At 41.2% G+C, this 12,387-nt stretch carries 12 protein-coding genes and 1 other RNA gene; 3 read left to right on the forward strand and 10 right to left on the reverse strand.

All coding sequences use genetic code 11. From position 1 onward, the window contains the following. Positions 1–102: 102 nt before the first annotated feature. The 7 genes from FHS10_RS15810 to FHS10_RS15840 all read right to left on the reverse strand — a co-directional run bounded on the left by FHS10_RS15810 (position 103) and on the right by FHS10_RS15840 (position 4,710). Positions 103–564 carry a lipocalin family protein gene (locus FHS10_RS15810; protein ID WP_259092187.1) on the reverse strand — a complete coding sequence of 154 codons (462 nt, stop codon included), beginning with the start codon at positions 562–564 and terminating at the stop codon, positions 103–105. 98 nt (positions 565–662) lie between these two features. Further along, positions 663–2,042 (reverse strand): sigma-54-dependent transcriptional regulator, encoded by a 1,380-nt coding sequence (locus tag FHS10_RS15815; RefSeq protein ID WP_259092196.1) that lies wholly within the window; start codon positions 2,040–2,042, stop codon positions 663–665. 121 nt (positions 2,043–2,163) lie between these two features. Continuing rightward, positions 2,164–2,557, reverse strand: an RNA gene (gene rnpB, locus FHS10_RS15820) — RNase P RNA component class A. Between the two features lie 164 nt (positions 2,558–2,721). Then, positions 2,722–3,138, reverse strand: a complete 417-nt coding sequence (locus FHS10_RS15825; protein ID WP_259092199.1) for a c-type cytochrome — start codon at positions 3,136–3,138, stop codon at positions 2,722–2,724. Further along, complete coding sequence (locus FHS10_RS15830; protein ID WP_259092201.1) at positions 3,135–3,785, reverse strand: SCO family protein; 651 nt, start codon at positions 3,783–3,785, stop codon at positions 3,135–3,137. Before FHS10_RS15830 ends, FHS10_RS15825 begins: the two co-directional genes overlap by 4 nt. Further along, a complete protein-coding gene (locus tag FHS10_RS15835) occupies positions 3,782–4,183 on the reverse strand; it encodes a hypothetical protein (RefSeq protein ID WP_259092204.1) in 402 nt (133 codons plus the stop codon). Before FHS10_RS15835 ends, FHS10_RS15830 begins: the two co-directional genes overlap by 4 nt. A 56-nt stretch (positions 4,184–4,239) precedes the next feature. Continuing rightward, complete coding sequence (locus FHS10_RS15840; RefSeq protein ID WP_259092206.1) at positions 4,240–4,710, reverse strand: DinB family protein; 471 nt, start codon at positions 4,708–4,710, stop codon at positions 4,240–4,242. A 331-nt stretch (positions 4,711–5,041) separates the two neighbouring features. Here FHS10_RS15840 and FHS10_RS15845 point away from each other — a divergent pair, with 331 nt between their 5' ends. Next, entirely contained in the window at positions 5,042–6,448 is a 1,407-nt protein-coding gene (locus FHS10_RS15845; RefSeq protein ID WP_259092207.1) for a GH1 family beta-glucosidase, read from the forward strand. Here the strand turns inward: FHS10_RS15845 and FHS10_RS15850 are convergent. Beyond that, the gene (locus tag FHS10_RS15850; RefSeq protein WP_259092209.1) at positions 6,420–8,447 is read right to left on the reverse strand and encodes an ATP-binding protein; all 2,028 of its coding nucleotides are present in this window, start codon (positions 8,445–8,447) and stop codon (positions 6,420–6,422) included. The two genes, FHS10_RS15845 and FHS10_RS15850, sit on opposite strands and share 29 nt — an antisense overlap. Positions 8,448–8,596: 149 nt before the next feature. Beyond that, a complete protein-coding gene (locus tag FHS10_RS15855) occupies positions 8,597–9,778 on the reverse strand; it encodes an acyl-CoA dehydrogenase family protein (RefSeq protein ID WP_259092211.1) in 1,182 nt (393 codons plus the stop codon). A gap of 273 nt (positions 9,779–10,051) precedes the next feature. On the opposite strand from FHS10_RS15855, the gene folB reads away from it, so the two are divergent. Continuing rightward, positions 10,052–10,414 (forward strand): dihydroneopterin aldolase, encoded by a 363-nt coding sequence (gene folB, locus FHS10_RS15860; RefSeq protein WP_259092212.1) that lies wholly within the window; start codon positions 10,052–10,054, stop codon positions 10,412–10,414. After that, a complete protein-coding gene (locus FHS10_RS15865) occupies positions 10,411–11,808 on the forward strand; it encodes an FAD-binding oxidoreductase (protein ID WP_259092213.1) in 1,398 nt (465 codons plus the stop codon). Before folB ends, FHS10_RS15865 begins: the two co-directional genes overlap by 4 nt. Positions 11,809–11,898: 90 nt before the next feature. On the opposite strand, the gene FHS10_RS15870 is transcribed toward FHS10_RS15865, so the two are convergent. Beyond that, a complete protein-coding gene (locus FHS10_RS15870; RefSeq protein WP_259092215.1) occupies positions 11,899–12,345 on the reverse strand; it encodes an acyl-CoA thioesterase in 447 nt (148 codons plus the stop codon). Between the last annotated feature and the right edge of the window lie 42 nt (positions 12,346–12,387).

Here is a 12,387-nt window from a genome sequence, read left to right on the forward strand (position 1 = left end):
AAACAAATTAAACAATAAATAGATATTTGAATTTACAGCAATAAAACATTAGTAATAAAAAAGAGGCTGATCATGATTTATGATACAGCCTCTTTCTGTTTTCTATTTAACCTTAACGTAGGTTTCAATAATAATATGATCAATCTTTAAGCTGTCTATCTTCTCAATGCCGGTTTGCACAAGGGTATCACCATTAAATTTTACTTTAAATTTAAAATCTCTGTTTTCCCAGTCGCGGGCGTCACAATAGGCAAGGTGCTCGGCATAATCATCACCAGATAGGGTGTAGGTACCGCTACCGGAGCTGTAAACAGGTTTGGCTGTTTTGCCGTGCAGCAGATCGTGGGTAAAGAACGCGAAATTTGTACCGTTAAATATTTTAACCATTTCCTCGTCCTTTGATGGTGTGGTTACCGCTGTATCGCCTTTGGTAATGCTTTTGCTTGATACCAAATGCCAGGTACCAATAAGTGGCTGCTCTGCTTTGGGTTCTGTTTTGTTTTCTTTAGATGTGCAGGATGCTAATACAATTGCGCAGAGAAAAGTAAAATGGTTTAGTTTCATGGTTTATGATTGGTTTGCACAATGTTAGCGATTTTGCTTACAATAAAAAAGAGGCAAACCCTTCGGACTGCCTCCTTTTTAAATTATTTTCAAATGTTTTACTCCCCGCGTTTAAGGCCGAATTTTTCGATCTTACTATAAAGGTGACTGCGCTGAATGTCGATATCGTCGGCAGTTTTTGAAACGTTCCAGTTGTTTTTCTCCAGCTTGAATTTAATGTATTCGCGCTCGGCAAAATCTTTATATTCCTGGAAATTATTAAACTGATCAAAATCTGTTTGTGGTGCAGCATTATTATCAGCGACGACAGCCACTGGTGCAGATGGGTTTGCAAAAGCGCGCACATCGTTATCGGTAATGGTTTTATCGCTTAAAATAATCAAACGTTCAACCATGTTACGCAATTCGCGGATGTTACCTGTCCATGGTAAGGCTTTAAGGGCATCAAGGGCCGCGTCAGAGATCTTTTTAACCGGCATGCCATATTCATTGCAGATCTCGTCTAAAAAGCTTTGTGTGAGCAAGGCAATATCGTCTTTACGGTCAACGAGTGGCGGCACGTGGATGAGGATCACGCTTAAGCGGTGGTAAAGGTCCATACGGAAATTACCTGCTTCAATCTCCTTCAGCAAATCTTTATTAGTCGCCGCAACCACACGTACATCTACGTCAATCTCTTTTTCGCCACCAACGCGGGTTATCTTGCTTTCCTGTAACGCACGTAATACTTTGGCCTGGGCAGATTGGCTCATATCACCAATTTCGTCCAAAAACAAAGTTCCGCCGTTGGCCGATTCAAATTTGCCTATGCGTTGCTTAATAGCCGACGTAAATGAGCCTTTTTCGTGCCCAAATAATTCGCTCTCAATTAATTCTGATGGAATTGCCGCGCAGTTAACTTCAATAATCGGGGCGTTTGAGCGGTTTGATTTTTCGTGTAGCCAGCGGGCCACCAACTCTTTACCACTACCGTTTGCACCGGTAACCAGCACGCGTGCATCGGTAGGGGCCACCCGATCAATAGTTTCCTTGATTTTTAATATAGCCTGTGAATCGCCCAGTATTGGGCGCACTTTGGATACTTTACGTTTTAAAACTTTTGCTTCAACTACTAAACTCCCGCGATCAAGGGCATTGCGTACCGTGATGAGCAAGCGGTTAAGATCAGGTGGTTTTGATATAAAGTCAAATGCGCCTTTTTTGCTTGCTTCAACTGCAGTTTCAACCGTGCCATGACCGCTTATCATAATAAAAGGCAGGTCGGGCTTTATAGCTAAACCTTCGGTAAGCACTTCCATGCCGTCCATCCGGTTCATTTTTATATCACAAAGTACCAGGTCGTAATCTTTTTTCTCAATCAGTTGTAAACCATCAACGCCATTATCAACATCCTCAACTTCGTAATCCTCATATTCCAGGATTTCGCGCAAGGTGCTGCGTATTGCCCGTTCATCGTCAATAATTAAAATTTTTGCCATGTTTTATATATGTGTAGGTAGTAATTGTTCAAACGCTAAATATATCAATTTGTATAGAAAAATAAACACTTTGATGCATGTAACAAAAATAACCCCTTCCTGTTTGCAGGAAAGGGCATTTTATCAGCAGCAAATCTGTAAGCCGGGTTCTGTATTGCTCCGGAGGGGGCAACTTCTATCATTAATCTGGCCCTGCCATTGCTGACAGGTTTAAACAACCTACCCATCTCAACGGCCCTGGCTAACCAGGATACGGGAACGAGCAGCTCCGCTTTCGAGACCTATTTGGTTTTTCAACTCCTGAGGTTTACCATCATCACCGGTCGCCCGGCAATGTCGTGAGCTCTTACCTCACGTTTTCACCCTTACCCCAATCAAAAGACTGCGGCGGTATTATTTCTGTGGCACTTTGCTGTCACCGGCTGCCGGTGCCTTCCCGTTAGGAAGCAGGATGCTCTGTGTTGCCCGGACTTTCCTCCGCCCAACAAGCAGGCAGCGATAGAACGTTTTGCGCTGTAAAGGTAGGGAATTATATTGAGGATCTTCGTTGAGGTTCGGGGTTCCTGTTTCAAGGCCCGAGTTTTTTGGGTTGAGAATCTAACTTGAGAACACCTAACAGAAGATGATTCAAAAACCACCACTTATTACTTGCTTCCCGCACCTTGAACTTCGACCCAGGTCAACGGCATTTAGCCATATCGCCTTCAACCATTTGTAAGTTGATAACCCCCATTTTATTGCCAAAAGAGTTGGTCACGTAAGTAAGTACTTTTGCTATTTCGATAGGGGCAAGTTCATCGGGTTTCATCTCATCATCAAATTCGCGTTTGTTGATTATTATTTTCCCTTTAAGGCCATTTTTAAGGAAGCAGGCTAAAAGGGTTTTGTTATTTTTTAGATAAATAGAATCGGTAAGGGGGGGGATCAGCGATTGTAGACCTTCGCCTTTTTCCCCATGGCAGTTTTGGCAATGTTGCTGGTAAATACTACTACCACCCGAATAATAGCGACTGAACTCAACCTGCTCATCGCTTTGGCAAGAAACAACAACCACTGTTATTAGTAACAATATCCCGGCTATCAGTTTAACTTTCATTTTGCGGCTACTTGTTCCGGCTCGGCTTTTAAGGTTTTGATATCGGCTATCAATTTATCAACCTCCTTAGGGTCGGTGCCCTCATAAGTACCGCGGATGCGTTTTTGCTTATCTATCAATATAAAAAAGCCATCATGGATGTATTGTCCGGCGGGATTCCTTTCCTGTACGCTTTGTAAATAACTTTTGGCAATGCCATAAGTGTCGCCCTTGTTGCCATGTAACAACCACCAGCTATTGCCGGCGATACCCATCTTATCTGCATAGCGTTTTAACACCGGCACCGTATCATATTTAGGGTCGATGGTATGAGATAGGATTCGAAAATTATTATCATCCTTAAATTCCTTATAAACATTAAGCATATTACGATGCATTAACGGACAAATAGAAGGGCAGGTGGTAAAAAAGAAATCGGCCACATATATTTTGCCATCCAAATTTTTAGCCGTAATGGTATCGCCGTATTGGTTAACAAACTTAAAATCCGGAATGGTGGCGTAGGTGGTATCAGTAACCTGTTTGCCATCAACTGTTTTAGTAACGGGGTTCTTGCTGCCTAAAATAGGAAGCCTGTTTGATTTTGAGGTGCATGAACTTAACAAGGCAAATGCCATGATGCCAATTAATGTTAGTTTCCTCATCATTTTTTATTTTGGTTAAGATATTTATCAGACTGTATGATGGCCTGATTAATTTGCGAATCAATTGCTTCGATTTTCTTCCTTTGATCATTAAGATAATCCATTATCTCCTGGTGCGATTTCCCCTTATTTTCTATGTCAAAATTGTGCATCCAATCGCCCATAACACTATCGGCACCATCAACAATTTTTAGATAAGCGATAGCCGAATCTTTTACAGTAGGTTTATTTTTTACCAGGCTATCCAGCAGCATTTTATTGTTCATTAAATGTCCATCGTTAGCCATTACTTTATCGTGCACAGCTATAACGCTATCTAAAAGCAACTTTTCTTGTTTTTTGGTATCGGCGCAACCAATTATGACAGCCGCAGTTAAGATAAATCCAATATGTTTTTTCATGTTTTGTGGTAATGAATATAAAACGGTAGCAAATATTGTAAATAAACAGGTTAATGTTAACTGTTTAATTGCCTTAAATAATAAACATAGTCAGTAATGGGTAAAGTTTCGGCGCCGGCAAGTTTTAGCTGCTGCCCGGCCTGCGCCCTTGTATGGGTACTATGGTTGATGACATGAGTAAGGATGTCACTTATCGCTGTGCTATAGCTATCGCCCATGGAGTTTTGGTAGCTTATTATCCTGATGAAATCAGCCTCCGGCATACGTTCCAAAAAGCCGATCCATTCCTCATGATATTCGGTGATTAGTTTTGCGCAATGTTCGGCGGTAAAATCGGTAGGCCATAATTCATTTGATGAATATGGGATAACTTCATTAACCCTATCTAACCAGCGCCGTTCGGCAACAAGCAAATGGGCCATCAATTGAATAGGCCTGCGTGGGCTATTGGCATCAATAATGAAGTTCAATAAAGCGTTATTGGCAAAGTTGTCGTAATTGAACAGTTTAATAAAATGGTTCTTCATAAGCACGAATTTCTGCAATGAATTTCAATTAACGTGAATAAGCCTTGGTTTAATTGAGAATAATTCCCGAAATTAGTACTGATGCTAAAATATAGCACTTAATGATTTGATAATATAGCTGTTACAGTAACTACACATCAGCGCAGTACCTTTAGATAAACAAAAATAAGGTTATGAAATTTATCAATGTGTTTTCAAGACTTATAAGCGGTTTACGCGAGTGGATGATGCTAAAAAGTATGAAATCGTCTTTCATACATTAATATTATTCGGTTTTATACCTGTCTTTCGCAAATATTATCGCAATTTTGGACCCTCGTAGTCCAATTTAATGAAAATTACTAATCAGCATACTGCTCTGAACAGAGAGTTTTTTGGCCCCGGTTTCGAGTGGGGTGTGTCTACAGCGGCTTTTCAAATTGAGGGCGCTCATGATGTTGATGGCAAAGGCGAATCTGTTTGGGATAATTTTACCGCAAAAAAAGGTAAAATATTAAATGCCGATCACGCGCTTACCGCATGTGATTTTTACAATCGCTATGAAGAGGATATCGACCTCATCAAAAAGTTAAACATTCCCAATTTTCGTTTCTCTATATCCTGGACACGTTTGCTGCCTAATGGCACAGGCGAGGTTAACCAGGCCGGCATTGATTATTACAACCGTGTTATTAATTATTGTCTTGAACAAGGCATTACGCCCTGGATAACCGTTTACCATTGGGATTTGCCCCAGGTATTGGAGCAAAAAGGTGGCTGGTCAAACCGCGAGGTTATTAACTGGTTTAGTGAATTTACCACCCTGTGTGTCAATAGCTTTGGTGATAGGGTAAAACATTGGATGGTGATGAACGAGCCGGTAGTATTCACTGGTGCCGGCTACTTTTTTGGCATTCATGCACCAGGCCGAAGTGGCATAAGAAGTTTTACATCGGTAATTCATCATGTTGTTTTAAGTATTGTTGCCGGTGCCCGTATTTTACGGGAGCAGCTTCCTGCCGATGCACAGATAGGCACAACATTCTCCTGTTCGCAAGTTGAACCTTTAACAGATAAGCCCCGCGATATTGCGGCAGCAGTTAGAGTGGATGCCCTGATCAATCGCTTATTTATTGAACCAATTTTAGGAATGGGCTACCCGGTTAGGGACCTGCCTGTTTTAAAAGGCATTCAAAAATATATTTTGTCTGGCGATGAGGATAATATGCATTTCGATTTTGATTTTATTGGTGTACAAAACTACACCCGCGAAATTGTTAAATACTCCTTCTTTACACCATATGTAAGCGCCCGCATTATTAAGGCCGAGAATAGAAAAGTTGAACTTACGGCTATGCGATGGGAGGTTCATCCACCATCAATTTATCATATGATAAAAAAGTTTGCCGCCTACCCAACAATCAAAAATATAATCATCACCGAAAACGGATCAGCCTTCCCCGATGAGGTTACCGATGGGGAAGTTAATGACCCTAAAAGGCTGCAATATTTGCAGGACTATCTTGCCCAGGTGTTAAAGGCAAAAAATGAAGGTTGTAACGTAAATGGCTATTTTGTTTGGACACTTACCGATAATTTTGAATGGGCGGAAGGGTATCATCCCCGTTTTGGTTTAATCCACGTTGATCATAATACGCAAAAACGCATCATAAAAATGTCGGGTAAATGGTTTGCCGATTTTTTAAAAAAGAAGGTAAAGCAGGAAGAACTCACTTTGGAAGCGAGAAATAAAATGTAGTCCCATTTTCAGTATCGCTTTCAAACCATATTTTGCCGTTATGTATCCCTATAATTTGCTGGCAAATAGAAAGGCCCAATCCAAATGATTTTTCGCCTTCTGTTCCTAAGCGTTTAGCATCAGTAAACATATTGAAAACCTGGCTTTTTAATTTATCAGGAATACCTATACCATGATCTTTTACAGATACCACAAATTCCAGATCCTGATCTTCAGCTTTTACCTCGATAACAGCGCCAGCCGGACTAAACTTAATGGCATTGCTGATTAAATTACTCACCACCCGCCATATTTTTTCACGATTAATGAAAAGTTTGACCCATGGCCGTGGAAGATCAACATTGATAGACTGCTGTTTGTCTGCGGCTTTAAACCTTAAAAGTTCAACACTATTATTTATCAGGGAATTTATGTCGACCCAATCTTTGTTAAAGGATACGTTTGCGGTATCGGCAACCTCAAGGATTTCGTTAATTAGCTCCAATGAGTTGAAAGAGGTTTCCTTGATAAGATTGATCATTTCCAGTTGTTCGGCTGTATATTCATCTTCGGTCATCACGTTTGAAAGTGATGCGATACCACTAAGAGGGTTGCGAAGATCATGAGCAACGGCTCTTAATATCCTATCTTTTTCCCGGCCGCCTTGTTTAAGTTCTTCGAGTGTGCTAACCAGGTGTCCCTTTTGGTCGTTGATTTTATCATTCAGTGTTTGAATAGCCTTTACATCACGACGAGAGCGTTTTAGGTTTCCGACAACCAGGAATATGATGATCACCGCCATTATTGATACCAAAACTGCAAGATAAATGTATATTAACTGTTGCCTGTTATTATCCTTTAAATTATCAATTTCACTTTGCTTTTCGTAATTGGCTTGCTGGGTGGCTACATCTATACGTCTAAGTGAATTCGATACTTTAAGCATTGAATCTTTTAAAGCCGAATATTTCTTTAAATGCGCTAAGGCTTTAAAATTGTCGATGTTTTCATAATAGCGGCTCATCAGGTAATTCCAGTTGGTTTCCACCTCGGCGTTGGGGATACTATCTAACTGGGCGTGTAGGTTTTGAAGCAGGTTCAATAAATCCGCCCGCCGGTTTAAGGTAAGGTATAAGCGACCGAGTTTTATTTCGGTTAATTGAGCGTCCTTGTTGTCATTTCCTTTTCTGAGGTTAATGATAATACTCTTTTTCAGGAAATTTTCTGCTATAATGTAACTACCAGTAGTCAGGGCGATGTCTCCCTGATCGCCATATATAACACCCCTGGCAATTTCAAGCATCTCTGCAACATTGCCAAAACGTTCTTTATTGGCATCAATATAATCGGTTGCTTTTTTCAAATAAAATGAAGCACTGTCAATTTTTCCGGCATTTTTATAGCTTTCTCCAACATCGGCCAATAATTCCTGTCGCTGATAAAACGACCTGAAATCATCTTTATAGGCGCTGCTTTTTTCAAAACTGATCTTGAAGTAACTGGCAGCCTCTAAAAAATGTGACTGCTTAAACATCACCATGCCCATGCGGTAAGTGTATTCGGCCAGGATCTCGTTATTAACCTGGCTTTTGCCGATATAATAACCCTGGTAAAAGCATTTGTAGGCGTCATCATAATGCGACATTGAAAAATAAGCGTCACCAAGGGCAAAATTTGCCTCAGCATAGTTAACCTGGTACTGGTGCTTGGTTACACTTTGTTTGGCCACCATCAGCATACTATCGGCATACAGCAGCGCCTTTTTATAGTCATGTTTTTGTTTCGACTGGTATACGAAATGGTAGCTGTATACACGAAACCTGTCATGAACAAAAGGGTGTTTAATTTTTTTAAAAGCCGAATCAACATATTGGGTGCCAATAAGCGGTCGCTTTTTTAGGTCTTTAAAATTATCAATAGTATCTGCAATGGCTTTAAATTCTTTAGAGTAATTGCCTGTGTCTTTGTTGTTTTGAGCGCAGGAATAAAAAAATAAAGAGAAAACGAGCGCAATACACAATCTGAGGTTTTGCGCCTGGTTTCTAAAGCAACTAAATGTAGATCGAACTGGAAACATTAAAATAGGGGGTGGTAACAAAAGTAGTATTTGTAAAATTTAAATACTATAGTTCTGCTACGGAATATTTACCTGTCTGTTTACAGCCGTTTTTATTTAAAAGCATCCTCGCCGGTGATATCCATACCGGTAATTAACAGGTGGATATCGTGCGTGCCTTCATAGGTAATAACAGATTCCAGGTTCATCATATGCCTCATAATAGGATACTCGCCGGTTATCCCCATGCCACCAAGTATCTGGCGGGCCTCGCGGGCTATGTTAATCGCGGTTTCTACGCTATTTCGTTTAGCCATCGAGATTTGGGCCGCAGTTGCCCTGTTCTCGTTTTTAAGCACTCCTAAGCGCCAAACTAAAAGCTGGGCTTTGGTGATCTCGGTAATCATTTCTGCTAATTTCTTTTGCTGTAGCTGAAAAGCGGCTATCGGCTTACCAAATTGCACACGCTCTTTAGCATATCTTAAAGCTGTATCGTAACAATCCATCGCAGCGCCAAGCGCGCCCCATGCAATACCGTACCGGGCCTGGTTTAAGCATCCTAACGGACCTTTTAAACCAATTGCATTGGGTAGGACATTTTCTTTGGGGACTTTAACGTTATCAAAAACAAGTTCGCCTGTTGCAGACGCCCTTAGCGACCATTTATTGTGGGTAGTAGGCGTGGTAAAACCTTCCATGCCGCGTTCCACAATCAGGCCGCGTACTTTTTTATCCTCGTCCCGCGCCCAAACGATGGCTATATCAGCAAAAGGGGAGTTGGAGATCCACATTTTAGCGCCATTGAGTATATAGTGATCGCCGGCATCTTTAATATTGGTGGTCATGCCACCTGGGTTTGAGCCATGATCTGGCTCGGTAAGCCCAAAGCAGCCCATGATATCGCCAGAAGCTAAGCGTGGTAAGTATTTTTTACGTTGCTCTTCAGATCCGTAAGCATAAATAGGGTACATCACCAACGAGCCTTGTACCGATGAAGCCGAGCGAATGCCCGAATCGCCACGCTCAATTTCCTGCATGATAATGCCGTAAGCCATGTAATCTAAACCTGCACCGCCGTATTCAACCGGGATGGTTGGGCCAAAAGCGCCTATTTCTGCCAGGCCTTTTACCAGGTGCATCGGGAACTCGGCTTTTTGGGCGTAATCCTCAATTATGGGGCTTAATTCCTTTTTTACCCAATCACGTACAGACGAACGGATCAGCTTATGTTCTTCGGTAAGCAATTCATCTAATTGATAGTAATCGGGCGATTCGTACAGATCTGTTTTGGCCATAACTTTATACTTGGTGGGCAAATATATAGCATTTAAGGTGGACTTATTTCATTCAAAAACCCCGTTTTTAGATACCGGAAGCCACTTTATATCAAAAACTATGTTTAGATGATTTAAACATAGTTTTTGGTGAAATTATTTTTTCAAAAAATTTTAAGCACGTGCAAAAACAAAGTCTCAACGGAAGTATTTGCTGGGGTACCTAACAGATTGAAGATGCATTTTGTTAATTAAACCGATTAGTAAACCAACAAAATCTGCTACTTTTGAAACATGATGACTATTGCTTTGCAGGGTGCTGAGTTTTTTGCATACCATGGATTTTATCCCGAAGAACAAAAATTAGGCTGCCGTTTTTTGGTAGATGTAGAGGTTGATTTTACGCCGAAAACCAATTTTAGTGACGATAATATCAATAATACTGTCGATTACGAAAAGGTATACAACATAGTTTGTGAAGAGATGAAACATCCGCGTAAACTGATTGAAACAGTAGCTGAGGCAGTTATTGACAGGATAGTGAAAAAGTATTCATTTGTGCAAGCCATCCGTGTGGCGGTTAAGAAACTCAACCCACCCTTGTTGGGTAAAATAGCTTGCTCAAGTGTTACCATTAATTATAAGCCGGCTAAATGAAGTATAATATCATAACACCAGGTGTGTTGGCACATATGAAAACCATAGTTGGTGCCGAGGCAATTATTACCCAGCATGCCGACCTGGAAAAATATAGCCACGACGAAACCGAAGACCTGGTATATTACCCCGAGGTTGTTGCCAAACCCAATACGCCAGAACAAGTGTCGGCCCTGATGAAGCTTTGTAATGATAACCGGATCCCGGTAACCCCCCGTGGTGCAGGCACGGGCTTAAGCGGTGGTGCTTTACCTGTAAAAGGTGGTCTGCTCATTGCCATGGAGCGTTTTAATAAGGTATTGGAGATTGACGAGCAAAACCTGCAAGCTACCGTAGAGCCCGGTGTGGTTACCGAAGAATTTATGAACCAGGCCGCTGCCAAAGGTTTGCTGTATCCCGTGGACCCGGCAAGTAAAGGAAGTTGTTTTATAGGCGGTAATGTATCTCATGGCTCTGGCGGCCCAAGGGTTGTTAAATACGGTACCATCCGCGAGTATGTGTTAAACCTGCAGGTAGTTTTACCAAACGGCGAAATTATTTGGACGGGAGCTAATACGCTAAAATACGCTTCGGGTTATAATTTAACGCAGTTGATGATAGGTTCAGAAGGTACCTTGGGGATAGTCACCAAAATTGTGGTAAAGCTGGTGCCCTTGCCAACGCTTGATGCGTTGATGCTGGCTTCATTTCCAACTAATGAGGCTGCCTGTAAAGCTGTTTCGGCTATATTCCGGGCTGGTATTATCCCGTCGGCTTTGGAGTTTATGGAACGAAGAGGGGTAGAATGGGTGAAAGAATATGACGACATCGCCTTCGATTTAAAGGACGGTGTTGAAGCATTTTTACTGATAGAAGTAGATGGCAATAACCAGGATGTGATTTTTGCCGATTGTGAAAAGATCAACACTGTTTTAGAGGCCCATGACTGCAGCGATGTGCTGTTTGCCGATTCATCGGCGCAAAAAGAAGAACTATGGCGCTTACGCCGTACCATGGCGGTATCAGTAAAATCAAATTCGGTTTATAAAGAAGAAGATACCGTGGTGCCACGTGCAGCCCTGCCGCAATTAATTAAAGGAATAAAGGAAACAGGTATTAAATATGGCTTTGAATCAGTATGTTATGGTCATGCAGGTGATGGAAACCTGCATGTAAATATCATCAAAGGCAACATGAGCGATAGCGACTGGAATCATAAGCTAAAAGATGGCATCAAAGAAATTTTTGAACTTACCGTTAGCCTTGGCGGCACGCTATCCGGCGAACACGGCATCGGCCTGGTACAAAAAGATTTTATGCCGATAAAATATTCTAACGTGCACTTTGTGCTTTGGAAAGGGATAAAAGCTGTGTTTGATCCGAAGGGCATCCTTAACCCGGGGAAAATATTTTAATTTAAGAATTTGAAGATTTGAGGATTTGAAAATGAAGTTAATTGAAGTTTCATTTTCAAATCTTCAAATTCTCAAATCTTCAAATAATAATTAATTTGTATTCAAAATCAACCTCGGCTCATCATAAGCAATCATACTCCGGCGCTCATCTGGCGGGATAGATACTGATTTATTAGCGTGGTAATCATAACTGATACACACCGTTTTGCCGGTGGTTACAATCTCTTCACCCTCGGCGGTAACTTTCACCAATACGTGCATTACATCAAAGCTGCTGTTACCAATGCGAATGGTGCGTACATAACAGGCAATTTTATCGTTAATGGTAATTTGCTTTAAATAATTGATTTCCGACCGGCCAATGATGATGCCCGCGTTATTCCAATCCCAACCAATAGCATCTTTCCAGTAATTGGTACGCGCAGTTTCAAAGTAGGTTAAATACACGGCATTGTTTACATGCCCCAGGGAGTCTATATCTGAAAAACGGATATGGATGTCCGTTTTGAACTTGTAATCGGTAAGTTTTTCAGTCATTTATGTCAATTTGTCTGTATGAAATCATTATATACGACAAAG

The organism is Mucilaginibacter dorajii (genome assembly GCF_024808255.1).
Classification (GTDB): domain Bacteria; phylum Bacteroidota; class Bacteroidia; order Sphingobacteriales; family Sphingobacteriaceae; genus Mucilaginibacter; species Mucilaginibacter dorajii.